37 protein-coding genes and 1 pseudogene are annotated in these 23,793 nt (G+C 67.8%); 6 read left to right on the top strand and 32 right to left on the bottom strand.

What is annotated here, in order from left to right; all coding sequences use genetic code 11:
* Positions 1 to 59: 59 nt before the first annotated feature.
* From rpsM to rpsJ, 27 genes are all read right to left on the bottom strand, one after another.
* The gene (rpsM, locus tag BU52_RS06665) at positions 60 to 440 is read right to left on the bottom strand and encodes a 30S ribosomal protein S13 (RefSeq protein WP_004984507.1); all 381 of its coding nucleotides are present in this window, start codon (positions 438 to 440) and stop codon (positions 60 to 62) included.
* Positions 441 to 632: 192 nt separating this feature from the next.
* Positions 633 to 746: a 50S ribosomal protein L36 gene (rpmJ, locus tag BU52_RS06660; RefSeq protein ID WP_003998809.1), complete on the bottom strand. Its 114-nt coding sequence runs from the start codon at positions 744 to 746 to the stop codon at positions 633 to 635.
* Between the two features lie 60 nt (positions 747 to 806).
* Positions 807 to 1,028, bottom strand: coding sequence for a translation initiation factor IF-1 (gene infA / locus BU52_RS06655; protein WP_003948620.1), 222 nt, complete (start codon positions 1,026 to 1,028; stop codon positions 807 to 809).
* Between the two features lie 217 nt (positions 1,029 to 1,245).
* Positions 1,246 to 2,082 (bottom strand): type I methionyl aminopeptidase, encoded by an 837-nt coding sequence (gene map, locus BU52_RS06650; RefSeq protein ID WP_037929599.1) that lies wholly within the window; start codon positions 2,080 to 2,082, stop codon positions 1,246 to 1,248.
* Positions 2,083 to 2,243: 161 nt separating this feature from the next.
* Entirely contained in the window at positions 2,244 to 2,897 is a 654-nt protein-coding gene (locus BU52_RS06645; protein WP_037929596.1) for an adenylate kinase, read from the bottom strand.
* Complete coding sequence (gene secY, locus BU52_RS06640; protein WP_037929593.1) at positions 2,897 to 4,210, bottom strand: preprotein translocase subunit SecY; 1,314 nt, start codon at positions 4,208 to 4,210, stop codon at positions 2,897 to 2,899. Before secY ends, BU52_RS06645 begins: the two co-directional genes overlap by 1 nt.
* A 244-nt stretch (positions 4,211 to 4,454) precedes the next feature.
* On the bottom strand, positions 4,455 to 4,910 hold the full coding sequence (rplO, locus tag BU52_RS06635) for a 50S ribosomal protein L15 (protein ID WP_037929590.1): 456 nt from the start codon (positions 4,908 to 4,910) through the stop codon (positions 4,455 to 4,457).
* A gap of 2 nt (positions 4,911 to 4,912) precedes the next feature.
* On the bottom strand, positions 4,913 to 5,095 hold the full coding sequence (gene rpmD, locus BU52_RS06630) for a 50S ribosomal protein L30 (RefSeq protein ID WP_037929587.1): 183 nt from the start codon (positions 5,093 to 5,095) through the stop codon (positions 4,913 to 4,915).
* 3 nt (positions 5,096 to 5,098) lie between these two features.
* A complete protein-coding gene (rpsE, locus tag BU52_RS06625; protein WP_004927232.1) occupies positions 5,099 to 5,704 on the bottom strand; it encodes a 30S ribosomal protein S5 in 606 nt (201 codons plus the stop codon).
* Positions 5,705 to 5,745: 41 nt separating this feature from the next.
* Positions 5,746 to 6,129 (bottom strand): 50S ribosomal protein L18, encoded by a 384-nt coding sequence (rplR, locus tag BU52_RS06620; protein WP_037929584.1) that lies wholly within the window; start codon positions 6,127 to 6,129, stop codon positions 5,746 to 5,748.
* 3 nt (positions 6,130 to 6,132) lie between these two features.
* On the bottom strand, positions 6,133 to 6,672 hold the full coding sequence (gene rplF / locus BU52_RS06615; protein WP_033272455.1) for a 50S ribosomal protein L6: 540 nt from the start codon (positions 6,670 to 6,672) through the stop codon (positions 6,133 to 6,135).
* 24 nt (positions 6,673 to 6,696) lie between these two features.
* Positions 6,697 to 7,095 (bottom strand): 30S ribosomal protein S8, encoded by a 399-nt coding sequence (gene rpsH / locus BU52_RS06610; RefSeq protein WP_004984520.1) that lies wholly within the window; start codon positions 7,093 to 7,095, stop codon positions 6,697 to 6,699.
* Positions 7,096 to 7,333: 238 nt separating this feature from the next.
* Entirely contained in the window at positions 7,334 to 7,519 is a 186-nt protein-coding gene (locus BU52_RS06605; RefSeq protein ID WP_003948630.1) for a type Z 30S ribosomal protein S14, read from the bottom strand.
* Positions 7,520 to 7,524: 5 nt separating this feature from the next.
* Positions 7,525 to 8,082, bottom strand: a complete 558-nt coding sequence (gene rplE / locus BU52_RS06600) for a 50S ribosomal protein L5 (protein WP_006130773.1) — start codon at positions 8,080 to 8,082, stop codon at positions 7,525 to 7,527.
* Positions 8,082 to 8,405, bottom strand: coding sequence for a 50S ribosomal protein L24 (gene rplX, locus BU52_RS06595; RefSeq protein WP_037929577.1), 324 nt, complete (start codon positions 8,403 to 8,405; stop codon positions 8,082 to 8,084). The genes rplE and rplX overlap by 1 nt, the downstream gene beginning before the upstream one ends.
* A 2-nt stretch (positions 8,406 to 8,407) precedes the next feature.
* A complete protein-coding gene (gene rplN / locus BU52_RS06590) occupies positions 8,408 to 8,776 on the bottom strand; it encodes a 50S ribosomal protein L14 (RefSeq protein WP_003998823.1) in 369 nt (122 codons plus the stop codon).
* Between the two features lie 108 nt (positions 8,777 to 8,884).
* Positions 8,885 to 9,172 carry a 30S ribosomal protein S17 gene (rpsQ, locus tag BU52_RS06585; protein WP_006130775.1) on the bottom strand — a complete coding sequence of 96 codons (288 nt, stop codon included), beginning with the start codon at positions 9,170 to 9,172 and terminating at the stop codon, positions 8,885 to 8,887.
* Positions 9,172 to 9,396, bottom strand: coding sequence for a 50S ribosomal protein L29 (gene rpmC / locus BU52_RS06580; RefSeq protein ID WP_007494763.1), 225 nt, complete (start codon positions 9,394 to 9,396; stop codon positions 9,172 to 9,174). The genes rpsQ and rpmC overlap by 1 nt, the downstream gene beginning before the upstream one ends.
* Positions 9,396 to 9,815 carry a 50S ribosomal protein L16 gene (rplP, locus tag BU52_RS06575; protein WP_007443989.1) on the bottom strand — a complete coding sequence of 140 codons (420 nt, stop codon included), beginning with the start codon at positions 9,813 to 9,815 and terminating at the stop codon, positions 9,396 to 9,398. Before rplP ends, rpmC begins: the two co-directional genes overlap by 1 nt.
* A 5-nt stretch (positions 9,816 to 9,820) precedes the next feature.
* On the bottom strand, positions 9,821 to 10,648 hold the full coding sequence (gene rpsC, locus BU52_RS06570) for a 30S ribosomal protein S3 (protein ID WP_037929573.1): 828 nt from the start codon (positions 10,646 to 10,648) through the stop codon (positions 9,821 to 9,823).
* Complete coding sequence (gene rplV / locus BU52_RS06565) at positions 10,648 to 10,995, bottom strand: 50S ribosomal protein L22 (protein WP_014054168.1); 348 nt, start codon at positions 10,993 to 10,995, stop codon at positions 10,648 to 10,650. Before rplV ends, rpsC begins: the two co-directional genes overlap by 1 nt.
* Positions 10,996 to 11,038: 43 nt before the next feature.
* Positions 11,039 to 11,320 carry a 30S ribosomal protein S19 gene (rpsS, locus tag BU52_RS06560; protein WP_003948639.1) on the bottom strand — a complete coding sequence of 94 codons (282 nt, stop codon included), beginning with the start codon at positions 11,318 to 11,320 and terminating at the stop codon, positions 11,039 to 11,041.
* A 12-nt stretch (positions 11,321 to 11,332) separates the two neighbouring features.
* Positions 11,333 to 12,169: a 50S ribosomal protein L2 gene (rplB, locus tag BU52_RS06555; RefSeq protein WP_030220992.1), complete on the bottom strand. Its 837-nt coding sequence runs from the start codon at positions 12,167 to 12,169 to the stop codon at positions 11,333 to 11,335.
* 38 nt (positions 12,170 to 12,207) lie between these two features.
* The gene (rplW, locus tag BU52_RS06550; protein ID WP_037929565.1) at positions 12,208 to 12,627 is read right to left on the bottom strand and encodes a 50S ribosomal protein L23; all 420 of its coding nucleotides are present in this window, start codon (positions 12,625 to 12,627) and stop codon (positions 12,208 to 12,210) included.
* Positions 12,627 to 13,286, bottom strand: coding sequence for a 50S ribosomal protein L4 (gene rplD, locus BU52_RS06545; protein ID WP_037929562.1), 660 nt, complete (start codon positions 13,284 to 13,286; stop codon positions 12,627 to 12,629). The genes rplW and rplD overlap by 1 nt, the downstream gene beginning before the upstream one ends.
* An 8-nt stretch (positions 13,287 to 13,294) precedes the next feature.
* Positions 13,295 to 13,939: a 50S ribosomal protein L3 gene (gene rplC, locus BU52_RS06540; protein WP_037929559.1), complete on the bottom strand. Its 645-nt coding sequence runs from the start codon at positions 13,937 to 13,939 to the stop codon at positions 13,295 to 13,297.
* A 17-nt stretch (positions 13,940 to 13,956) separates the two neighbouring features.
* Complete coding sequence (gene rpsJ, locus BU52_RS06535) at positions 13,957 to 14,265, bottom strand: 30S ribosomal protein S10 (protein WP_003948644.1); 309 nt, start codon at positions 14,263 to 14,265, stop codon at positions 13,957 to 13,959.
* Positions 14,266 to 14,955: 690 nt separating this feature from the next.
* Between rpsJ and BU52_RS06530 the strand changes: the two genes are divergently transcribed.
* From BU52_RS06530 to BU52_RS06515, 4 genes are all read left to right on the top strand, one after another.
* A complete protein-coding gene (locus tag BU52_RS06530; protein WP_051857979.1) occupies positions 14,956 to 15,408 on the top strand; it encodes a hypothetical protein in 453 nt (150 codons plus the stop codon).
* A gap of 83 nt (positions 15,409 to 15,491) precedes the next feature.
* A complete protein-coding gene (locus BU52_RS06525; RefSeq protein ID WP_037929556.1) occupies positions 15,492 to 16,766 on the top strand; it encodes a hypothetical protein in 1,275 nt (424 codons plus the stop codon).
* On the top strand, positions 16,763 to 17,350 hold the full coding sequence (locus tag BU52_RS06520) for a hypothetical protein (protein ID WP_037929553.1): 588 nt from the start codon (positions 16,763 to 16,765) through the stop codon (positions 17,348 to 17,350). Before BU52_RS06525 ends, BU52_RS06520 begins: the two co-directional genes overlap by 4 nt.
* Positions 17,347 to 18,084 carry an ATP-binding cassette domain-containing protein gene (locus BU52_RS06515; protein WP_037929550.1) on the top strand — a complete coding sequence of 246 codons (738 nt, stop codon included), beginning with the start codon at positions 17,347 to 17,349 and terminating at the stop codon, positions 18,082 to 18,084. Before BU52_RS06520 ends, BU52_RS06515 begins: the two co-directional genes overlap by 4 nt.
* Before the next feature lie 65 nt (positions 18,085 to 18,149).
* Here the strand turns inward: BU52_RS06515 and BU52_RS06510 are convergent, their stop codons facing one another.
* Positions 18,150 to 18,482: a cupin domain-containing protein gene (locus tag BU52_RS06510; protein ID WP_037929547.1), complete on the bottom strand. Its 333-nt coding sequence runs from the start codon at positions 18,480 to 18,482 to the stop codon at positions 18,150 to 18,152.
* Positions 18,483 to 18,605: 123 nt separating this feature from the next.
* Here BU52_RS06510 and BU52_RS06505 point away from each other — a divergent pair, with 123 nt between their 5' ends.
* Positions 18,606 to 19,364, top strand: coding sequence for a YqjF family protein (locus BU52_RS06505; RefSeq protein ID WP_037929544.1), 759 nt, complete (start codon positions 18,606 to 18,608; stop codon positions 19,362 to 19,364).
* Between the two features lie 18 nt (positions 19,365 to 19,382).
* Here the strand turns inward: BU52_RS06505 and gdhA are convergent, their stop codons facing one another.
* From gdhA to BU52_RS06490, 3 genes are all read right to left on the bottom strand, one after another.
* A complete protein-coding gene (gene gdhA / locus BU52_RS06500) occupies positions 19,383 to 20,741 on the bottom strand; it encodes an NADP-specific glutamate dehydrogenase (RefSeq protein WP_037929541.1) in 1,359 nt (452 codons plus the stop codon).
* Positions 20,742 to 21,000: 259 nt separating this feature from the next.
* Positions 21,001 to 21,210: a DUF397 domain-containing protein gene (locus BU52_RS06495; RefSeq protein ID WP_037929538.1), complete on the bottom strand. Its 210-nt coding sequence runs from the start codon at positions 21,208 to 21,210 to the stop codon at positions 21,001 to 21,003.
* Positions 21,207 to 22,085 (bottom strand): helix-turn-helix domain-containing protein, encoded by an 879-nt coding sequence (locus BU52_RS06490; protein ID WP_037929536.1) that lies wholly within the window; start codon positions 22,083 to 22,085, stop codon positions 21,207 to 21,209. Before BU52_RS06490 ends, BU52_RS06495 begins: the two co-directional genes overlap by 4 nt.
* A gap of 259 nt (positions 22,086 to 22,344) precedes the next feature.
* Here BU52_RS06490 and BU52_RS34630 point away from each other — a divergent pair.
* A pseudogene (locus BU52_RS34630) lies at positions 22,345 to 22,506 on the top strand (SAM-dependent methyltransferase); the annotation flags it as partial.
* A 72-nt stretch (positions 22,507 to 22,578) separates the two neighbouring features.
* On the opposite strand, the gene BU52_RS06485 reads toward BU52_RS34630, so the two are convergent.
* Positions 22,579 to 23,733 (bottom strand): endo-1,4-beta-xylanase, encoded by a 1,155-nt coding sequence (locus BU52_RS06485; protein WP_037929533.1) that lies wholly within the window; start codon positions 23,731 to 23,733, stop codon positions 22,579 to 22,581.
* Between the last annotated feature and the right edge of the window lie 60 nt (positions 23,734 to 23,793).

The following is a 23,793-nucleotide window of genomic DNA, read 5'->3' as shown; positions in this document are numbered from 1 at the left end:
ACTCCTACGGGAGGTGGTCGGTCCTGCAGCAAGACCGCTGGATGAGCGTCCGCTGAGGACTACTTCTTGCCCGGCTTCTTCTTGCCGGCGATGGCGCGACGCGGGCCCTTGCGGGTACGCGCGTTGGTGCTGGTGCGCTGACCGCGGACGGGCAGACCGCGACGGTGACGCAGACCCTGGTAGGTACCGATCTCGACCTTGCGGCGGATGTCGGCCTGGATCTCGCGACGGAGGTCACCCTCGGTCTTGATGTTGTTGTCGACGTACTCGCGGATCGCGACGAGCTGCTCCTCGGAGAGGTCGCGAACGCGGGTGTTCGGGTCGACGCCGGTGGCGGCCAGCGTCTGCTGCGAAAGGGTCCGGCCGATGCCGAACACGTAGGTGAGGGCGATCTCCACGCGCTTTTCGCGCGGGATGTCAACACCGGAAACGCGTGCCATTCAATGGCTCCAGTTGATTGTCGGAGGTCTTCCACAGGACCGGCTCCCCGCCCGCCGTACGAGGTACGGACCGGGTCCCCGGCCTCCGAGCCGGGGGTGTCGAGCCGTGCGGCTCGGGACCTGCGTATGAACGTGTACTGCTCGCGTCGCGCGAAGTTCTGCGGAAGTCGCAGAGGGTCGGTCGTGCTGCGGTCAGCCCTGGCGCTGCTTGTGGCGCGGGTTCTCGCAGATGACCATGACCCGGCCGTGACGGCGGATCACCCTGCACTTGTCGCAGATCTTCTTGACGCTCGGCTTGACCTTCATGGGATGTGAGGTTCTCCGGGTCAGTGCCATCACCCCGGCGGGCCGGGGCGCGGGCAAGATCTACTTGTACCGGTAGACGATCCGGCCACGCGTCAGGTCGTACGGAGACAGCTCCACCACGACCCGGTCGTCAGGGAGGATGCGGATGTAGTGCATGCGCATCTTGCCGCTGATGTGTGCCAGGACCTGGTGGCCGTTCTGGAGCTCGACCTTGAACATGGCGTTCGGAAGAGACTCGACGACAGTGCCCTCGATCTCGATGGCACCTTGCTTCTTGGCCACGCTTCGCCCTTCGAATCGACTACCTTGATCGACTCCGGCGTGCACCGTGGTGAGCACATGCAGACATGCGGGTGCACAAGAGCCGACGAGTCAGTCTACGTCAGCGCACCCGGAAACACGAATCGAGATAGCCTGCCCCACCCGGGAGATCCTTAACCGACCGGAGCCCACCCCTCGACGCCGGCCTTCGACCGGCGGACGCGCCCGTTTCCGGTCGTCAGCCGAGCGGGTCCGGCGCCGCCGTGACGCCCATCTCGGCGAGCTTTGCCTTGCCGCCGTCGGGGGCCGTCAGGACGAGGGGGCCCTCGGCGGTCAGGGCGACGGAGTGCTCCCAGTGGGACGACCAGGTGCCGTCCGTGGTGATGACGGTCCAGTCGTCGGAGAGGACCTCCGTCTTCGGGGTGCCCAGGGAGACCATCGGCTCGATGGCGAGGCAGAAGCCCGGGATCAGCTTGGGGCCCTTGCCCCGCTTGCGGTCGACGTAGTTCAGCAGATGCGGGTCCATGTGCATCTCGGTGCCGATGCCGTGGCCGCCGTAGTCCTCGATGATCCCGTACTTGCCGCCGCCCGGCTTCGGCTGGCGACGGATGTACGTCTCCACGGCGCGCGAGATGTCGACGAGCCGGTTGCCCTGCTTCATGGCCGCGATGCCGGCCCACATCGACTCCTCGGTCACCCGGGACAGCTCGACCAGCTCCGGGGAGTGGCCGGACCCGACGAAGGCGGTGTAGGCGGCGTCACCGTGCCAGCCGTCGATGATCGCGCCACAGTCGATGGAGATGATGTCGCCGTCCTTGAGCACGACGTCGTCGGAGGGGATGCCGTGGACGACGACCTCGTTGACCGAGGTGCAGATCGTCGCGGGGAAACCGCCGTAGCCGAGGAAGTTCGGCTTGGCGTTGTGCTCGGCGAGGACCTTGCGCGCGACCTGGTCCAGATCCTTCGTCGTGGCCCCGGGCACGGCGGCCTCACGGGTGGCCGCGTGGATGGCGGCGACGACCAGCCCCGCCTCACGCATCTTGGCGATCTGCTCAGGGCTCTTGATCTGCACCATGGGGGACGGGGGCCTTTCTGGGACCAGGCAGGGAAACGAGCACATCCAACGATACGGGGCGCGATCCGCGGGCGGCTCCGCCGGGCCGGGCGAACACCCCGCTCAAGCCACAGCCGCGGCTCCTTGCGCCAAGGAACCGCGGCTGCGACCGACGTACGGAACTACTTACCGCTCTTCAGCGCCTCCAGCGCACGGCCCGTGACCTCGTCGACGGGACCCATCGCGGAGATGGTGACCACGAGCCCCTGCGCCCGGTAGTAGCCGATGATCGGCTCGGTCTGCGTGTGGTAGACCTCCAGCCGCGTCCGCACCGTCTCCTCGGAGTCGTCGTCACGCTGGTAGAGCTCACCACCGCAGGCGTCGCAGACACCCTCCTGCTTCGGCGGGCTGTACGTCACGTGGAACACGTGCGCGGAGTCCTTGCGGCAGACGCGCCGCCCGGCGATCCGCTTGACGACCTCGTCCTCGGGAGCTTCCAGATCGAGCACGGCGTCCAGCTTGATGCCCTCGGTCTGCAGCAGCTCGTCCAGCGCCTCGGCCTGCGACACGTTGCGCGGGAAGCCGTCCAGCAGGAAGCCGCCCTCGGCGTCGGGCTGCTCCATGCGGTCCTTGGCCATGGCGATGGTGACCTCGTCGGGGACGAGATTGCCCGCGTCCATGTAGGACTTCGCGAGCTTCCCGAGCTCCGTCTGCCGGCTGATGTTGGCGCGGAACAGGTCACCTGTGGAGATGTGCGGGATGCGCAGTTTCTCGGCAAGGCGGGTGGCCTGCGTACCTTTACCAGCACCCGGCGGCCCGACGAGGACGATTCGCATCAGCGGAGGAACCCTTCGTAATTGCGCTGCTGGAGCTGGCTCTCGATCTGCCTCACCGTCTCGAGACCGACACCCACGATGATCAGGATGCTGGTCCCGCCGAACGGGAAGTTCTGGTTCGCCCCGAAACCAGCCAACGCCATTGTCGGCACGAGAGAGATCAGACCCAAGTACAGCGAACCCGGCCAGGTGATCCGGTTGAGTACGAAGCTGAGGTACTCAGCGGTCGGTCGGCCAGCCCGGATGCCCGGGATGAAGCCACCATACTTCTTCATGTTGTCGGCGACTTCCTCGGGGTTGAAGGAGATCGCCACATAGAAGAACGCGAAGAACACGATCATCAGGAAGTACAGAATGATGTGCGCCGTGGCGGCGGGGTTGGCCAGATTCGCCTCGACCCACGTCGCCCAGCCCGCCGTCGAGTTGGAGAACTGGACGATCAGCGCCGGGATGTACAGCAGCGACGCGGCGAAGATGACGGGGATCACACCCGCCTGGTTCACCTTGAGCGGGATGTACGTCGACGTACCGCCGTAGGAACGGCGGCCGACCATGCGCTTGGCGTACTGCACGGGGATCCGGCGCTGGGCCTGCTCGACGAAGACCACCAGGCCGACCATGACGAACCCGACGAGCATGACGGTGCCGAACTCGATCCAGCCGCCCGCCAGGCTGCCCTGCTCCTTGATGGCCCACAGGGCGGAGGGGAAGGTCGCGGCGATCGAGATGAACATCAGGATCGACATGCCGTTGCCGATGCCGCGGTCGGTGATGAGCTCACCGAGCCACATGACGAACGCCGTGCCGGCGGTCATCGTGATGACCATGGTGATCGTCACGAAGATCGACTGGTCCGGGACGATCTGGCTCGCGACCGGGCAGCCCTGGAACAGGGCACCGCTGCGGGCGGTGGCCACCAGGCCGGTGCCCTGGAGGATGGCGAGCGCGACGGTCAGGTAACGGGTGTACTGCGTGATCTTCGCCGTACCGGCCTGGCCCTCCTTCTTGAGGGCCTCCAGGCGCGGGATCACCACCGTCAGCAGCTGCAGAATGATGGCCGCGGTGATGTACGGCATGATGCCCAGCGCGAAGATCGTGATCTGGAGCAGCGCGCCGCCGCTGAACATGTTGACCAGACCGAACAGACCCGAGTTGGCCTCGGCGTTGTCGATACAGGTCTGTACGTTGCGGTAGTCCACGCCCGGAATGGGAACGTTGGTACCGATGCGGTACACCACAATGATGGCGAGCGTGAAGAGCAGCTTCTTGCGCAGGTCGGGCGTCTTGAACGCCCGGGCGAACGCGGTGAGCACGGTGCCTCCTGCGACCCCCCGCGCAACTGCGTCAAGGGTGACGGTCTTGAGATTCCGACTAAGGACGATTACGTAACGGTCAACTGCCGCTCTGAGTGCCCCGTGTGGGGCGCCCGAGGTCAGCGGGCAGCGCAGGCCACCTTACCGGCGAGACTGCCGCCCTAGGAACGACCAACCGGGGATACCCCATTTGTGGGGTATCCCCGGTCGGGATCGCTCTACGTCATCGAGACACCTGAACGGGTCAGACGAGCTCGGTGACGGTACCGCCGGCGGCGGTGATCTTCTCCTTGGCGGAGCCGGAGACGGCGTCGACCGTCACCTGCAGCGCCACGGAGATCTCGCCCTGGCCCAGGACCTTGACGAGCTGGTTCTTGCGCACGGCACCCTTGGCGACCAGGTCCTCGACCGTGACCTCCCCGCCCTCGGGGTAGAGGGAGGCGAGCTTGTCCAGGTTGACGACCTGGAACTCGGTCTTGAACGGGTTCTTGAAGCCCTTCAGCTTCGGGAGGCGCATGTGGAGCGGCATCTGGCCACCCTCGAAGCGCTCCGGAACCTGGTAACGGGCCTTGGTGCCCTTCGTACCACGACCGGCCGTCTTACCCTTCGACGCCTCACCACGACCGACACGGGTCTTCGCGGTCTTGGCGCCGGGGGCGGGACGGAGGTTGTGGATCTTGAGCGGGTTGTTCTCCGCCATGATCAGTCGACCTCCTCGACCGTCACGAGGTGGCGGACGGTGTGCACCATGCCGCGGAACTCGGGGCGGTCCTCCTTGACGACCACGTCGTTGACCCTCTTCAGGCCAAGCGAACGCAGCGTGTCACGGTGGTTCTGCTTGCTGCCGATGTAGGACTTGACCTGCGTGATCTTGAGCTGCGCCATGACCTACGCACCCGCCCCGGCACGCGCACGGAGAAGAGCCGCGGGAGCGACGTCCTCGAGGGGCAGACCACGGCGGGCCGCGATCTCCTCGGGACGCTGCAGGCCCTTGAGGGCCTCCACGGTCGCGTGCACGATGTTGATCTGGTTGTCGGAGCCGAGCGACTTCGACAGCACGTCGTGGATACCGGCGCACTCGAGCACGGCACGCACCGGACCACCGGCGATCACGCCGGTACCGGGCGACGCGGGCTTGAGCAGCACGACGCCGGCAGCCTTCTCACCCTGGATGGGGTGCGGGATGGTGCCCTGGATGCGGGGGACCTTGAAGAAGTGCTTCTTGGCCTCCTCAACGCCCTTGGCGATGGCGGCCGGCACCTCCTTGGCCTTGCCGTATCCGACACCCACGGTGCCGTCACCGTCGCCCACCACGACCAGCGCGGTGAAGCTGAAGCGACGACCACCCTTCACAACCTTGGCGACACGGTTGATCGCGACGACGCGCTCAACGTATGCGGTCTTCTCGGCGGCAGCTGCGCCGCCGTCACGGCCCTTCCGGTCCCGCCGCTCGCCGCCACCGGCACCGCCACCGCGGCGCTGGGGTCCAGCCATTGGAATTACCTCTCTCTGTTTCCGCTAGCTACGGAACCGGCTCAGAACTTCAGACCGGCTTCGCGGGCGGCGTCCGCCAGAGCGGCGATGCGCCCGGCGTACTGGTTGCCACCACGGTCGAACACGACGGCCTCGACACCGGCGGCCTTGGCGCGCTCGGCGACCAGGGCGCCGACCTGCTTGGCCTGCGCGGACTTGTCGCCCTCGCCACTCCGGATGGACGCGTCCAGGGTGGACGCGGACGCCAGGGTGTGACCCTTCAGGTCGTCGATCACCTGCGCCACGATGTGGCGGTTGGAGCGGGTCACGACCAGGCGAGGACGCTCGGCGGTACCCGCGAGCTTCTTGCGGATCCGGATGTGACGACGCTTGATAGCAGCACGCTTGTAGGCGTCGCCCTTGAGGATCTTCTGCCCGTATGCCATGGCTTACTTACCCGCCTTTCCGACCTTGCGGCGGATGACTTCGCCCTCGTACTTGACGCCCTTGGCCTTGTACGGGTCGGGCTTGCGCAGCTTGCGGATGTTGGCCGCAACCTCGCCGACCTTCTGCTTGTCGATGCCCTCGACCGAGAAACGGGTGGGGGCCTCCACCTTGAAGGTGATGCCCTCGGGGGCCTCGACCGTGATCGGGTGGCTGTAACCGAGGGAGAACTCCAGGTTCGAACCCTTGGCGACAACGCGGTAACCGACACCGCTGATCTCGAGCTTCTTCACGTAACCCTGGGTCACGCCGGTGATCATGTTCGCCACCAGCGTGCGGGACAGGCCGTGCAGGGCCTTGTTCTGACGCTCGTCGTTGGGGCGGGTGACGTTGAGCACGCCGTCCTCACCCTTGGCGATCTCGATCGGCGCCACGACGGTGTGGGTCAGCGTGCCCTTGGGGCCCTTGACCGAGACCGTACGGCCGTCGATGGTGACGTCCACGCCGGCGGGAACCGCGATGGGGAGCTTGCCGATGCGCGACATAGCTGTTTCCTCCGTTCCCTTCCGCTACCAGACGTAGGCGAGGACTTCCCCACCCACGCCCTTCTTGCCGGCCTGCTTGTCGGTGAGGAGCCCGTGCGACGTGGAGATGATCGCCACGCCGAGGCCGCCCAGCACCTTCGGCAGGTTGGTGGACTTCGCGTACACCCGGAGACCGGGCTTGGAGATCCGCTTGATGCCCGCGATGGAGCGCTCACGGTTGGGGCCGAACTTCAGCTCCAGGACGAGGTTCTTGCCGACCTCGGCGTCCTCGACCTTCCAGCCCGTGATGAAGCCCTCCTGCTGGAGGATCTCCGCGATGTGCGACTTGATCTTCGAGTGCGGCATCGCCACGGAGTCGTGGTACGCCGAGTTCGCGTTCCGCAGACGCGTAAGCATGTCTGCGATCGGATCAGTCATGGTCATGAATTGGCCTTCGGCCTCTCTCGCCGGGGTTTCCTGGTGCGCCATCCCTCTCCCCGATCCGAGACGGGACGGGTGCGGCGCGGTGGACCTACGGCGTAGTAAGCAAACATGAGCGGGCAGCTGCCCGCGTGCGTACGGGCACGGCAGGTGCCCAACCCCACAAGCCTAAGCCATGCGGGGCGGGCCTCCTGCCGTTCCCATTGCTTACCGAGAGCCCTGGGAGTCCGGAACTACCGGATTACCAGGAGCTCTTGGTCACGCCCGGCAGCTCGCCACGGTGAGCCATCTCACGAAGGCACACGCGGCACAGGCCGAACTTGCGGTACACGGAGTGCGGACGACCGCAGCGCTGGCAGCGGGTGTAGCCGCGCACTCCGAACTTGGGCTTGCGAGCAGCCTTCGCGATGAGAGCCTTCTTCGCCATCTCGCTCACGCCTCCTTGAACGGGAAGCCGAGGTGACGGAGAAGGGCACGGCCCTCTTCGTCGTTGGTCGCCGTGGTCACCACGGTGATGTCCATACCCCGGACACGGTCGATCTTGTCCTGGTCGATCTCGTGGAACATGACCTGCTCCGTGAGACCGAAGGTGTAGTTGCCACGGCCGTCGAACTGCTTGGGGGACAGGCCGCGGAAGTCGCGGATGCGCGGCAGCGCGAGCGACAGGGTGCGGTCCAGGAACTCCCACATGCGGTCGCCACGGAGCGTGACGTGGGCACCGATCGGCTGGCCCTCACGCAGCTTGAACTGCGCGATGGACTTGCGGGCCTTGGTGACGGCCGGCTTCTGACCGGTGATCGTGGTGAGGTCGCGGATGGCGCCCTCGATCAGCTTGGAGTCGCGGGCGGCGTCGCCCACACCCATGTTGACCACGATCTTGACGAGGCCGGGAACCTGCATGACGTTCTCGTAGGAGAACTGCTCGCGCAGCTTGCCCGCGATCTCCTCGCGGTACTTCGTCTTCAGACGCGGAGTGGTGGTGGTCGTCATCAGATGTCCTCACCCGTCCGCTTGGCAACGCGGATCTTGTTGCCCTCGTCGTCGAAGCGGTAACCGACGCGCGTGACGACCTTGTTGCCGTCCTTCTCCACGACCAGCTGGACGTTGGAGACGTGGATCGGGGCCTCGGTGGTCACGATGCCGCCGGCCTGGGAACCGCGAGCGGTCGGGCCGGCCTTCGTGTGCTTCTTGACCCGGTTGACACCCTCGACCAGGACGCGCTCCTCGCGCGGGAAAGCGGCAATGACCTTGCCCTGCTTGCCCTTGTCCTTGCCGGTGATGACCTGAACCAGGTCGCCCTTCTTGATCTTCATGCTCACAGCACCTCCGGCGCGAGGGAGATGATCTTCATGAACTTCTTCTCGCGCAGCTCACGGCCCACGGGGCCGAAGATACGGGTGCCGCGAGGGTCGCCGTCGTTCTTCAGAATGACGGCGGCGTTCTCGTCGAAGCGGATGTACGAGCCGTCCGGACGGCGGCGCTCCTTGACGGTGCGAACGATGACCGCCTTGACGACGTCACCCTTCTTCACGTTGCCACCGGGGATCGCGTCCTTGACGGTGGCGACGATGACGTCACCGATGCCCGCGTAGCGGCGACCGGAGCCACCGAGCACACGGATGCAAAGGATCTCCTTCGCACCAGTGTTGTCGGCGACACGCAGTCGCGACTCCTGCTGGATCACGTCTATCTCCTGATCGTCTGCCGGTTCCCCGGCGGGGCTGCTGCGCTGAACGAACAGCCGCAGCCCCGTCGGAGCCTGGCGGAACTACCCTGCGGTTTGCCGCAGGAATTACTTGGCCTTCTCGAGGATCTCGACGACGCGCCAGTGCTTCGTGGCGGACAGCGGCCGGGTCTCCATCAGGAGGACGCGGTCGCCGACGCCGGCGGCGTTCTGCTCGTCGTGGGCCTTGAGCTTGCTCGTGCTGCGGATGACCTTGCCGTACAGCGCGTGCTTCTTGCGGTCCTCGACAGCGACGACGACGGTCTTGTCCATCTTGTCGCTGACGACGATGCCCTCACGGGTCTTGCGGAAGCCCCGAGCCTCAGTGTTCGTCTCAGTCACGTTGTTCTCGCTCATCAGGCGTTCTCCACCGTTTCGATGCCCAGCTCACGCTCGCGCATCAGGGTGTAGATCCGCGCGATGTCCTTGCGGACCGCCTTCAGACGGCCATGGTTCTCGAGCTGCCCGGTCGCCGCCTGGAAGCGGAGGTTGAACAGCTCTTCCTTGGCCTCGCGAAGCTTCGCGAGAAGCTCCTCGTTGCCCAGCTCGCGCAGCTCGGACGCCTTGGTACCGGCCGACATCACGCTTCACCTGCCTCGCGCTTGACGATCCGGCACTTCATCGGCAGCTTGTGGGCCGCACGGGTCAGCGCCTCACGGGCGATCTTCTCGTTGGGGTAGGACAGCTCGAACATGACCCGTCCCGGGTGCACGTTCGCGATCCACCACTCCGGAGAACCCTTACCGGAACCCATGCGGGTCTCGGCAGGCTTCTTCGTGAGCGGGCGGTCCGGGTAGATGTTGATCCAGACCTTGCCGCCACGCTTGATGTGGCGGGTCATCGCGATACGGGCCGCCTCGATCTGGCGGTTGGTCACGTACGCCGGCGTGAGGGCCTGGATGCCGTACTCGCCGAACGCAACCGTCGTACCGCCCTTGGCCATACCACGGCGCTTCGGGTGGTGCTGCTTGCGGTGCTTGACCCTACGGGGGATCAGCATGTCGGTCAGGCCTCCGTTCCGGTGCTCTCAGCCGGAGCGGCAGCCGGAGCCTCGGCCTTGGGGGCCTCGGCAGCGGGAGCCTGCTGCGGCTTGCGGCCGCGGCCGCCACGCTCGCCACCGCGGCCACCACGGGCCGGGCGGTCGGCGCCACCGCGGGCCGGGCGGTTACCCGCACGGGCAGCGGCGTTCTCGGCGCGGACCTCGGCGATGTTCTTGACGTCGCCCTTGTAGATCCAGACCTTCACACCGATGCGGCCGAAGGTCGTCTTGGCCTCGAAGAAGCCGTAGTCCACGTTCGCGCGGAGCGTGTGCAGGGGCACACGGCCCTCGCGGTAGAACTCCGAGCGGGACATCTCGGCGCCACCGAGGCGGCCACCGCACTGGATCTTGATGCCCTTGGCGCCGGCCTTCATCGTGCCCTGCATGCTCTTGCGCATGGCACGACGGAAGGAGACGCGGGAGGACAGCTGCTCGGCGACGGCCTGGGCCACCAGCTGAGCGTCCGTCTCCGGGCTCTTGACCTCGAGGATGTTCAGCTGGACCTGCTTGCCGGTCAGCTTCTCCAGGTCACCGCGGATGCGGTCGGCCTCGGCGCCGCGGCGGCCGATGACGATGCCGGGACGGGCGGTGTGGATGTCCACACGCACGCGGTCACGGGTGCGCTCGATCTCCACCTTCGAGATGCCGGCGCGCTCCATGCCGGACGTCATCATCCGACGGATGGCGACGTCTTCCTTGACGTAGTCCTTGTACAGCTTGTCGGCGTACCAACGCGACTTGAAGTCGGTCGTGACACCGAGCCGGAACCCGTGCGGGTTTACCTTCTGGCCCATTACCGGGTTCCTTCCTTGCTGCTGACGACCACGGTGATGTGGCTGGTCCGCTTGCGGATCCGGTAGGCACGGCCCTGGGCGCGCGGCCGGAACCGCTTCAGGGTCGGGCCCTCGTCGACGTACGCCTCGGAAATGACGAGGCTGTCGGCGTCGGTGTGGTCGTAGTTGTGCGCGGCGTTGGCGATGGCGCTGTCCAGCACCTTGCCGACCGGCACGCTCGCGGCCTGCGGGGCGAAACGCAGGACCGCCTGAGCCTCCGTGGCGCTCATGCCACGGATGAGGTCCACCACGCGGCGGGCCTTCATGGGCGTGACGCGGATGTACCGCGCCTGGGCCCTGGCTTCCATGGTTGTCCCTTCAGTGTTTGTCATGGTCAATCCACCCCGCTGACTAGCGGCGCTTCGACTTCCGGTCGTCCTTGACGTGACCCCGGAAGGTGCGCGTCGGCGAGAACTCGCCGAGCTTGTGGCCGACCATGGACTCGGTGACAAACACCGGGATGTGGGTCTTGCCGTTGTGCACCGCGATCGTGTGGCCCAGCATCGCCGGGACGATCATCGAGCGACGGGACCAGGTCTTGATGACGTTCTTGGTACCGGCTTCGTTCTGGACATCCACCTTCTTGATCAGGTGGTCGTCGACGAAGGGTCCCTTCTTCAAGCTACGAGGCATCTCAACCCGTCCTTAGCGCTTCTTGTTCGTCTTGCGGCGGCGGACGATGTACTTGTTCGACGCCTTCTTGGGCGAACGAGTACGGCCTTCCTTCTTGCCCCACGGGGACACGGGGTGGCGGCCACCGGAGGTACGGCCCTCACCACCACCGTGCGGGTGGTCGACCGGGTTCATGACGACACCACGGACGGTCGGGCGGACGCCCAGCCACCGCTTGCGGCCGGCCTTGCCCCAGTTGATGTTCGACTGCTCGGCGTTGCCGACCTCGCCGACCGTCGCGCGGCAGCGCTGGTCGACCAGACGGATCTCTCCGGACGGCATGCGGAGGTGGGCCATCGTGCCCTCCTTCGCGAGCAGCTGCACGGAGGCACCGGCGGAGCGGGCGAACTTGGCGCCACCACCGGGACGGAGCTCGATCGCGTGGATCGTGGTACCGACCGGGATGTTGCGGAGGGCCAGGTTGTTGCCCGGCTTGATGTCGGCCCCGGGACCGTTCTCGACGCGGTCGCCCTGCTGCAGGTTGCGCGGGGCGAGGATGTAGCGCTTCTCGCCGTCGGCGTAGTGCAGCAGCGCGATGCGCGCGGTGCGGTTGGGGTCGTACTCGATGTGCGCGACCTTCGCCGGCACGCCGTCCTTGTCGTGACGACGGAAGTCGATCACGCGGTAGGCGCGCTTGTGGCCACCACCCTGGTGGCGGACGGTCACACGTCCGGAATTGTTACGGCCGCCCTTGCTGTGCAGGGGACGGACCAGCGACTTCTCCGGCGTGGACCGCGTGACCTCGACGAAGTCGGCGACGCTGGAGCCACGACGGCCCGGAGTCGTCGGCTTGTACTTGCGGATACCCATTTCTCAGTCCTCGTCCGATATCGAACGATCCTGACCGCTTACGCGGTCGGACCGCCGAAGATGTCGATACGGTCGCCCTCGGCGAGGGTCACGATCGCGCGCTTGGTCGCCGCACGCTGGCCGAAACCGGTCTTGGTGCGCTTGCGCTTGCCGATGCGGTTGATCGTGTTGACCCCGGTGACCTTGACCTCGAAGACCGCCTGGACGGCCTCCTTGATCTGGGTCTTGTTGGAGCCCGGCGCGACGATGAACGTGTACTTGTTCTCGTCGATGAGCGCGTAGCTCTTCTCGGACACGACCGGCTTCAGCAGGACGTCACGGGGGTCCGTGAAGGCCTTGCTCGCCGGGGTGACGACGGTGTTCTTGCCTTCGGCCTCGTGGCGGCGCGCCTTGGCGACGCGCGCGGCCTTGGCCGCCTTCGCGGCCTTCGAGGCGATCGAGGGGTGACGGGCAGCCATCAGACCTCGCTCCCTTCGTTGTCGTTGGCCTTGTTCGGGCCGGCGACGAAGGACTCGAAAGCGGCCTTGGTGAAGACCACGTCGTCCGAGACGAGAACGTCGTACGTGTTCAGCTGGCCCGGCTCCAGGATGTGGACCTGGGGCAGGTTGCGGGCGGACAGCCACGCGGCCTCGTCGGCGCGGTCGACGACCAGGAGCAGGTTCTTGCGCTCCGAGATCTTGCCGAACAGCGTCCGAGCGGCCTTCGTGGAGGGCGTCTCACCCTCGATCACGCCGGTGACGACGTGAATGCGGTTGTGGCGGGCCCGGTCGGTGAGGGCGTGGCGCAGGGCCGCGGCCTTCATCTTCTTCGGGGTCCGCTGCGAGTAGTCGCGCGGCTGCGGGCCGTGGACGACGCCACCACCGGCGAACTGCGGCGCGCGGGTCGAGCCCTGACGGGCGCGGCCGGTGCCCTTCTGGCGGTACGGCTTGCGGCCACCACCACGGACTTCACCGCGGGTCTTGGTCTTGTGGGTGCCCTGGCGGGCAGCGGCGTTCTGCGCGACGACGACCTGGTGGATCAGCGGAATGCTGATCTTCTCCACGCCGAAGATCTCCGCGGGGAGCTCGACGCTTCCGGTCTTCTCGCCGGCAGGCGAAAGGATGTCAACAGTGCTCATCGGTTACCTCAGGCCCCCTTGGCCGCGGTGCGGACCAGGACGAGGCCGCCGTTCGGACCGGGAACCGCGCCCTTGATGAGCAGCAGACCCTTCTCCGCGTCAACGGCGTGGACGGTCAGGTTCTGGGTGGTGACCCGCTCGTTGCCCATGCGACCCGCCATACGGAGGCCCTTGAACACGCGACCCGGGGTGGCGCAGCCACCGATGGAGCCCGGCGAGCGGTGCTTGCGCTGGGTGCCGTGACCGGCGCCGAGGCCCTTGAAGTTGTGACGCTTCATGACACCGGCGAAGCCCTTGCCCTTGCTCTTGCCGGTGACGTCGACCTTCACGCCGGCCTCGAAGACCTCAGCGGTGACTTCCTGGCCCAGCGTGTACTCGGAGGCGTCCGCGGTGCGGATCTCGACGAGGTGACGGCGGGGGGTGACGTCGGCCTTGGCGAAGTGGCCCTTGAGGGGCTTGTTCACCTTGCGCGGGTCGATCTCGCCGAAGGCGATCTGGACCGACTCGTAGCCGTCGACGTCGTTCGTGCGGACCTGGGTGACGACGTTGGGGCCGGCCTTGACGACGGTGACCGGAACAACGCGGTTGTTCTCGTCCCACACCTGCGTCATGCCGAGCTTCTCGCCCAGGATGCCCTTGATCTGCTTGGTCATCTTCAGATCACCGGCCTTCAGAGCTTGATCTCGATGTCGACACCGGCCGGGAGGTCGAGTCGCATCAGAGAGTCAACGGTCTTGGGGGTCGGGTCGAGGATGTCGATCAGGCGCTTGTGCGTGCGCATCTCGAAGTGCTCGCGCGAGTCCTTGTACTTGTGCGGCGACTTGATGACGCAGTACACGTTCTTCTCAGTGGGCAGCGGCACCGGGCCCGCGACCGACGCACCAGTGCGCGTCACCGTCTCGACGATCTTCTTCGCCGAGGAGTCGATGACCTCGTGGTCGTAGGCCTTGAGCCGGATGCGGATCTTCTGTCCCGCCATGGCTACTCCGTAGTCCTGTCTCTCTTACGCTCCGGAACCCGGCGTTCCAGGTCTCGTCCTCCGACCCACGCGGTCGGGCGTGTCGCACTCCCGCTGACATGAATGTCCCTTGTTCGAACATCCCTGCGGGATTGACACGGCCCTACCAGAACCGCGGACCGGGGGCGAAAGGCCCACCGGGCACCTGGCCGGCGCTGCACATACGCTTCCCGGAAGATTCCCGTACGTCCGCCCCTGATCAGGGACGACGAGTACTGTGGGACTCGCTTCCGGTCCTCCCGGCGGGAGGCGCGCAGCATCAACGCTCGACCGAGCAACTCCGACAGTTTGCCACAGCGGGTGGGGGCCTGGCCAATCGGGCGCAAGAGAGTACCCCTGGAGTGACGCGGATCAAACCGGGACTCCCCGACGCACCCGCCACCCCGCGGCCACTCCCCCGCCACTCCCCGGCCCGCGCCGATCCGGGCGCCCACCCGCACACCACCGCGCCCGCAGCGGGTGACGTCGCGCCCTCGGAGCCGTGCGGGGTGCGTCACGACCTGGACCGCACCCGGCCGCCCAGGACTTCCGCCGGCCGCGCCGCTACCTCAACTCGGCTGTTTTTAAAAGACTTTGACAAGTATTCACCTTCTGCTTAGCCTCTCGCAGTCACCCGCTCATGATCAACTTACCTTGCAAGGAGTGATTGCTGTGCAGCTCAGCGCATCGAAGGCCTTCCGGAGGAAGGCGGCCTTCACCGTCACCGCCGCCATGGCCGTCGTCGGCTTCACCGCCACCACGGCCTCGGCGAACTGGTCGAGTTACATCTCCAGCTGGACCGACGGCGAGCGTTCCCGTGAGTGGACCGATTCCGGCACCTACAGCCAGGTCCAGTTCCGCAGCTGCTTCGCCCAGTACGGCACCTCGAAGCAGGTCGTCGTCAAGATGTGGAAGATCGACACCTGGACGCCGAACGACGACCTCGGCAGCAAGACGTTCACCAACTGCTTCAACGGCTCCAGCTCCTGGTCCAACGGTGAGTGGACCAACGTGCCGACCGGTGAGCACACGCTGCAGTTCGAGGCCGACAAGATCGCCCAGGGCGGCTCCTGCTGCCTGCTGAACGTGGCCGAGGTCTACGTGGACACCTCCCAGGCCGACTAGGCGCAAGGTTCCCACGCCCAGCCCGTAGTGGTGCACGGAAGGCATCCTTCCGTGCACCACCTGCTCCCGCCGGAGAGCACCACTTGAAGACACGGACCCTCTTCCGCACGTCCCCCGCGGTCATGTGCCTGCCGATCGCCATCGGCATCACCGTCCTGTACTACACCCAGGAGGCGGCCGACCAGATCCACTACTTCCCCTACCCGTGGGCCCCGCTGCTCGTCCAGCGCCCCATCGAGTACATGGCTGCCCCCACCTACGCCCTGGTCGCCGCGCTCGCCGCCTGGTCCGCGGCCCGCGTGCGGGAAGCGGGCACCTGGCAGCTCGCCGCGTACCGCCCCACCTGGCAGGTGATCGCCCAGGCACTGGTGCCCGTCGTCACGGTGGGATGGCTGATGTTCGTCGCGTCCGCCGCCTGGGCCTTCACCGAACGCCCGACCTGGCCCACCCCTGCCAGTCTGCCCCCGCTCCTGCTCACCTGTGTCCTGACCGTCGCCTGGGCCGTGATCGGTTTCACCGTCGGCCACCACGTCAAGCCCTTGATCGCCGCTCCCGTGCTCGCGTGCGGGGTGTTCATCATCGTGGCCTATCCGCACGCCATGCAGCCGTTCGCCCTGCGGCACCTCTCCGGCGAGTACTTCGCCCACCTGGGCGTCGGTGAATCCGCGACAGCGGAGTCCATGGCCGCCCAGATGATGCCGACGCTCGGCGTGGCCGCCGCCGTGGCCCTGGTGTGGGCCCGCCGGCGGCCCGTGCTGCGCGCCCTGACCGCCACCGCGCTGGTGGTGGCCCCCACCCTCGCCGCCTACGGCATCGTCAAGGACTGGGACTACAACCCCAGCCTCAACACCCACGTCGCTCTCGCGTGCCAAGGCACCCGCCCCCAGGTGTGCCTGCCCGAACAGGGGGCCCACGACCTGCCCGAGGTGCACGCGCAGGTCGCCAGGGCGTTCCGCGTCCTCGAGACCTACGCCGTCACCACCTCGCTGCCCCAGAGAGTGGTGGACCAACTGGCCTACGGGCGTTTCACCCAGCAGAACACCGACCGCACGGCCTACATGCAACTCGGCATCGCCCACCACAAGGGCCGGCTCGACCGCTCGATCGTCGCCGGTGCCGTGCGGTTCGGATGCGACGCGGACCCGAAGCTCGCCCGCACGATCCACTTCTGGCTGGAGAAGAAGCTCGGCGACATCACGCCGTACCAGCGCGTCACGGCCGAGGACCCCTATTACACGCGTGCCCAGTACCAGCAGGCCGTCGCCACCGTCGAACGCGTCTCGGCGCAGTCCGTCGGCGAGCAGAAGCAGTGGTTCGCCAAGACCAAGGCCGCGGCCTGTGAGGGGCGGCCGACGTGATCTGGTGGCTGAGGGTCCGTCTCGTCCCGACCGTCCTCACGGCCGCGCTGGCCGTGTACGCGCTGCTGTTGCTCGCCGTGCGGGACGGGGCGGTGATCCTCCCGGCCATCACCGTGAACGCGGGCAACACCGTGCCGCTGGCGTTCTTCCTGCCACTGCTGGTCGCCGGACCCCTCGCGCACTGCCTGGACTCCCGGCAGCCGCACAGCGAGCTCACGGGCATCCGCCGCACCGCCTGGCTGGACACCTCGCTGGCGGCCGCCGCGATGGGGGCCGCACTGGTGGCGACGGCCCTGGTGCACGAGGTCACCGACGCCGACACCGCCCTGCAGGCCGGGCGCAACACGCTGTTCCTGACGGGACTCATGCTCACCGCCCGCGCCGTCATCGGGCGGGCCGGCATCGTCGTTCCGCTGGGCTGGGTGTTCGCCGTCATCCTGCTCGGCCGCCGCACCGGCAGTGTCTTCCACGCGTGGGCCGTGACCGCCCTGCCGCCCGGTACCGGGCACGCCACGGCGGCCGCAGTCCTGTCGATCACCGCTGGTATCGCAGCCACCTTCATCACCGCGAGGAAACTCCCGTGACCGTCTCCTTCACCCACTGCACCTACCGTTACAAGCGCCGCAGCCGGCCCGTGCTGGACGGCTTCACCTACCGCGTCCGTGAAGGGGTGACGATCCTCCTCGGTCCCAACGGCGCGGGGAAGTCCACGTCCCTCAAACTCGCCGCCGCCGTTGTCGAGCCCCAGGCCGGCCACGTCATGTTCGACGACCTGGACTCCCGCGCACGCGCGTACCGCCGCCACGTCTCCTGGATGCCCCAGAACATCACCGCGGCCCCCGGTCTGACCTGCCGCGAGCAGGTCGCCTACACCGGCTGGTTGAAGGGCATGAGCCGCACCGACGCCTGGACCCGGGCGCAGGACGCTCTCCGCCTGGTGAACATGGCCGAGCACGCCGGTCAGAAGGCCGCCAAGCTGTCCGGCGGGCAGCTCCGCCGGCTGGGAGTCGCCTCGGCCCTGGTCCACGACTGCCGCGTCCTGCTCCTGGACGAGCCCACCGCCGGCATGGACCCCGCCCAGCGGCGTGTGTTCCGCGACGTCATCGCCGCTGCCGCCGCGACGAGGCGGATCCACGTCCTGATGTCCACGCACGACGTCGCCGACCTCGCCGAGGACGCCGACCACGTCACGGTGCTCGCGTCCGGCCGTCTCCAGTACGACGGCGACACCGCGGGTTTCCTCTCCCACGCCCCGTACGGAACCCCCGCCGGACGCCTCGCGGAAGCCGCCTACACCCACTTCGTCCATTCCGTCTGACCGGGACGGGGCTCGCCGGCAGGCGCTCCGTGCTCACGGGAGGTCACCCGCCGCGGCCCGCGCCGTCATCCGCGCCGCGCGACCGTGAGGATCACCGCCGCGTCCTCCAGGGCATGGAGGCCGTGACGGGCCGGGGGGATGACGATGAGGTCGCCGGTGCGGCCCTCCCACTCGCTCTCGCCGCTGGTGAGGCGGACACGGCCGCGCAGCACCAGCAGGGTGGCCTCGCCGGGGCTGTCGTGGTCGGCGAGGCTCGTGCCCGCGGTCAGGGCGAGGAGGGTCTGGCGCAGGGTGTGTTCGTGCCCGCCGTAGACGGTGGCGGCGCTGCGGCCGTTGGGCGCGGCGGCGGCGCGTTCCAGGTGTTCGCGGGCGAGGGCGTCGAGGGAGAGCTTCTGCATGGTCCCCAGCCTTCCCGGACGGACCCGGCGCTCGCCAGGGCCATGTGGGGCACATCGTGGCCGGTGTCCGCCACGCCCCCGGGGAGCCGGACCGCTGCCGGGCCGCTCCGCGATACTGGCGGGGTGCCGCAGACACCGCAGCCCGTCACGCCCGATCCGCCGGAGGCGATCGCGCGCCCGCTGCTCACGCAGTCCTGGCTCGACCTGACGTTCGTGCACTGGGCGGTGGACCCGGCCGACGTGGCCGGGCTGCTGCCACCGGGCACGGTGCCGGACACGCTGGACGGAGTCACGTACGTCGGTCTCGTCGCGTTCCGGATGCACCGCGTGGGGTGGCTCCGTCTGCCGGGTGTCCCCTATCTCGGCAGCTTTCCCGAGACCAACGTCCGCCTCTACTCGGTCGACGCGCACGGACGGCGGGGCGTCGTCTTCCTCTCCCTGGACGCCTCCCGGCTGATCCCGGTGGTGGTCGCCCGCCTCGGGTTCCGGATGCCGTACCTCTGGTCGCGGATGAGCGTCGACCACCTCGACGGCGGCACCGTCACCTACACCGGTTCCCGGCGCTGGCCGGGGCCGCGCGGCGCCGGCAACCGTCTCACCGTGCGCCGGGGCGAGCCGGTCGAGGAGCCGACCGAGCTGGAGCACTTCCTCACCGCGCGCTGGGGCATGCACAACGCCTTCTTCGGGCGGTCGATGTACCTGCCCAACGAGCATCCGCGCTGGCCGCTGCACCGGGCGGAGCTGGTGGAGTGCGAGGAGGACCTGATCACCGCGGCAGGGCTGCCGAGGCCGGCCGGGGAGCCGGTGAGCGTGCTGTACTCACCGGGCGTCCCCGTCCGTTTCGGGCGCCCGGCCCGTCCGGCCGGCATCCCCACACCGTGACGAGACGGTGCCTACGGCTCAGATGACGCCCTGCGCGAGCATGGCGTCCGCCACCCGCTCGAAGCCGGCGATGTTCGCGCCGGTCACGTAGTCGCCGGGGGCGCCGTAACGCTCGGCGGTCTCGGCGCAGGTGGTGTGGATGTCGGTCATGATGCGGGCCAGCTCCAGCTCGACCTGGTCCGCCTTCCACGAGGTGCGCGACGCGTTCTGCGTCATCTCCAGCGCGCTGACGGCGACGCCGCCCGCGTTGGCCGCCTTGCCGGGGCCGAAGGCGACACCGGCCCGCTGGAAGAGCTGCACGGCCTCCGGCGTGGTCGGCATGTTGGCGCCCTCGGAGACCGCCTTCACACCGTTACGGATGAGGGCGTCGGCGTCCACGGCGTTCAGTTCGTTCTGGGTCGCCGACGGCAGGGCGACGTCCGCCGGGACCTCCCAGACCCGCCCGCCGGGCACGAACCGCGCGGAGGCGCCCCGGCGCTCGGCGTACGTGCTCACCCGGCCGCGCTCGACCTCCTTGACCTGGCGCAGCAGCTCCACGTCGATGCCCTTCTCGTCGACGACGTAGCCGCCGGAGTCGGAGCAGGTCACCGGGTTGGCGCCGAGGGCGGCCAGCTTCTGGATGGTGTAGATCGCCACGTTGCCGGAGCCGGAGACGACCGCGGTCTGCCCCTCGAGGTCCTCGCCGCGGGCGCGCAGCATGGCCTCCGCGAACAGCACGTTGCCGTATCCCGTCGCCTCCGGTCGGATCAGCGAGCCGCCCCAGCCGGCGCTCTTGCCGGTCAGCACGCCGCCCTCCCAGCGGTTGGTGATCCGCCGGTACTGGCCGAACAGGTAGCCGATCTCGCGGGCGCCGACGCCGATGTCACCGGCCGGGATGTCGGTGTACTCACCGATGTGCCGGTACAGCTCGTTCATGAAGGACTGGCAGAAGCGCATGACCTCGGCGTCGCTGCGGCCCTGGGGGTCGAAGTCGCTGCCGCCCTTGCCGCCGCCGATGCCGAGCCCGGTGAGCGCGTTCTTGAAGATCTGCTCGAAGCCGAGGAACTTGATGATGCCGAGGTTCACCGAGGGGTGGAAGCGCAGTCCGCCCTTGTAAGGGCCGAGGGCGCTGTTGAACTCGATCCGGAAGCCACGGTTGACGTGGACCCGGCCGTTGTCGTCCTGCCACGGCACCCGGAACATGATCTGCCGTTCCGGCTCCACGAGCCGCTCCACGAGCCCGGGGTCGGCGTACTCGGGCCGGGCCGCCAGTACCGGAGCGAGCGTCTCCAGCACCTCGCGCGCGGCCTGGTGGAACTCCGGCTCCGCCGGGTTACGGCGCTCCACCTCGGCGCGCAGCTGGTCGAGCGAGATCTTGGGGTCGGGTCGTGTGGTCACGGGGTCCCTTCCTGGCACGGCTGACACCGGTGCGTGACCGGTGATGAGCGCTCGGCGCCGTTGCCGCGCGCGGGACAGGGCCGCCCCGTTCGTATACGACGGAGCGGCCGACCTTCCCAGTGTTACTCCTGCGTTAACGCGATACCAAGAGCCGGGCCGGATCGTCCGCTATCTGGACGGGGTGTACGGAGTCCGGATGGCGGGTGCCACCGATCCCGGCAACCTCGCGAGGTCGATCTCGACGCGCACCGTTGACGCGTCAGCGCTCCGACGCGTACGCCACGAAGCTCGCCCACGCGTCCGGCGTGAGCGCGAGCCGGGGTCCGGCGGGGCTCTTGGAATCACGGACGTGGATGGTGGGGGGTGCTATCGCGATCTCGACGCAGGAGTCACCGTCGGGGCCGCTGCTGTAGCTGCTCTTGTACCACTTCAGCTCGGAGGCGTCCCCTGCAGAGGCCTTGCGTGTCATGTCTCTCCAAGCACTTGCTCGATGAGGGCCAGCGACTCCTCGGGCGGGAGCGCCTGAGCTCGGATGGTGCCATACCGCAGCTCAAGGATGCGGAGCTGCTTCGGGTCCGAGGTGGGGCGGCCGTTGAATGCGCCGTCCGATCGCCCCACAGCAGTTCCGTCCGCGAACTTCAGGATCTCGATCCTTCCGCTCAGTCCGGGGTGGGCTTTGCTACTCGTCGGCATCACTTGGAGGGTGACGTTGCGCAGCCGACCCACCTCCAGCAGATGTTCGAGCTGCCGCCGACACACCATTGTGCTCCCCACACGACGTCGCAGAGCCGCTTCTTCCTCGACAAAGCTCAGCGCGGGCGCGGGTGAACGCTCGAAGATGACCTGGCGAGCCATTCGTGCTGCCAGCACGCGCTCCAAGTCCTCTTCCGAATAGGCGGGCTGCCATACCTCGAACAGGGCTCGCGCATGCTCCGACGTCTGCAGCAGACCGTTGATGCTGATGCTTTCGTACACACCGATCTCGACCGCCTGCGCCTCCAGCTTGGCCAGTTCCCGGACCTTTCTCGGGTACCGGACCTTCTTCACGTCCTCCCATGCCGCCGAGAGCAGCCCACCCGCCCCCAGCACCTCGTCGGCCCTGTCCAGATACTCCCGCTGCGGAATCCGCTTCCCGCCCTCGACCTTGTAGACAAGGTCCTCCCCGTACCCGATCGCCCTCCCGAACTCGCCGGCCCGCATCCCCGCCGCCTCGCGCCGCAGCTTCAACTGCCGCCCCACCGTGGTGATGACCGCGACACCCCACTCGTCGTCCGGGTCCACCTCCCACCCCGGCTCGTCCGCCTCCCCCTTGAGCCGTACCGCCTCACCGTCGACTGCTGTCATGCCGCACCCCTCCGTCGTCCCGCGCCGTACCGCGGCGCCCTACCCGCACCAACCGCCCCGTCAGCCCGGACAGCACCGGACAACCGACGGACAGTCACCACAGGTGAACCGAACCGCCACAACTCACGTTAGATCGCGACATGAACCCCGGTGCGGGCAGAACGCGCAATTCACACGTTCGAGCGGCTGCGCTTCCAACCTGGGTGGCCGAACTGCGTCTTACGCCACCGACGGGGCGTAGGAGCTGGTGGAGCGGCTCACGGAGGCGCTGGCGCCCGGCACCCGGTTCTTCGAGGGGCTGGAGATCGTCGACGCCGGCATCGCGGCGGCCGAGGAGTGGCATCCGGAGCTCGGGGAGCCGGTTCCCGGGCAGGACGGCGTCCACAGCGGGGCCTATGTGGCGGTGGCCCGTAGGGCGTGAGGCCCGCGGGGTCGGAAGAGGAGGATGCCCCCGGACGGGTGTGTGCCGCCCGTCCGGGGGCCTGTGCCGGTTCTACCGGCGCTTCTCGCAGTCGTCGTGCCGCGCCTCCTTCAGCGTGTCCCGCAGCGCGTAGAAGGCGGGCTTGCGCGCGAAGTCGTCGGTCATGACGTTCGCAAAGCCCTCACCCTCGAAGAACACCGGCACCCATGAGTACTTGTCGGTGAAGCCCCAGATGGTGAACGAGTTGCAGCCTTCGACGGCCAGGCACGCCTGGAGCATCCGCTGGTAGTAGTCGGCCTGCTTCCGCTCCTGGGCCTCGGTGGGCACACCGCTTTCCGGCAGGTCCATGCGGACGTCCAGCTCGGTGACGGCGGTCTCCAGGCCGAGCGCGTCGAAGCGGCGCAGGTTGCCCTCCAGGTCGCCCGGGAAGCCGTAGCGCGTGCTCAGGTGTCCCTGGACGGAGAAGCCGTCCACGGGCACGCCCTGCTTCAGCAGGTCCTGGATGAGGGTGTAGTAGGCGTCGCTCTTCGCGTTGACACCCTCCACGTTGTAGTCGTTGAAGAACAGCTTCGCCTCGGGGTCGGCCTCGTGGGCCCAGCGGAAGGCGTCCGCGACGATGCCCGGCCCCAGCTCGCGGATCCAGATGTTGTCCTGGGTGCGCAGCTTGCCCTGGTCGTCGAAGATCTCATTGGCGACGTCCCACTGCTGGATCTTGCCGGCGTAGCGGCCGACGACGGTGGTGATGTGGTCGTGCAGGAGGGAGCGCAGCTCCTCCTGCGAGAAGTCGCCCTCCTCCAGCCAGGCCGGGTTCTGGCTGTGCCACAGCAGGGTGTGGCCGCGCACGACCTGCTTGTGGCGCTTGGCGAACTCGACGATGGCGTCGGCCTGCCCGAAGTCGTAGCGGTCCCGCTCGGGGTGGATGTAGTCCCACTTCATCTGGTTCTCGGGGGAGACCGAGCTGAACTGGCGTCCCAGGTGCTTCCGGTACTCCTTGTCGTACGTGAAGGGGTCCGGGTAGTCCTGCTCCAGGTGGTGGCCGCCGCCTGCCACGGCGGTGCCCACGACGAAGCCCTCGGGAGCGGCCGCACGCAGCCGGTCGAACGCGGCGTTGGAGTGCGGCGGGGCCTTCCGGCCGGCGGACGGGTCGGCGGTCGCCGTGCCCGCCAGGAGCGGCAGCGTCAGAGCGGCGGTGGCGACGGCCACGGTGGCGAAACGAATGGATCTCATGCGGGGAGTCTCATTCCCATCGTCGTTCTCGAATGTTTCGAAGCCAAATCCGAAACATTA

This window comes from Streptomyces toyocaensis (assembly GCF_000725125.1).
Taxonomy (GTDB): Bacteria; Actinomycetota; Actinomycetes; order Streptomycetales; family Streptomycetaceae; genus Streptomyces; species Streptomyces toyocaensis.
The sequence above is the reverse complement of the archived record's forward strand: the minus strand, read 5'-3'. Positions and strand labels throughout refer to the sequence as shown.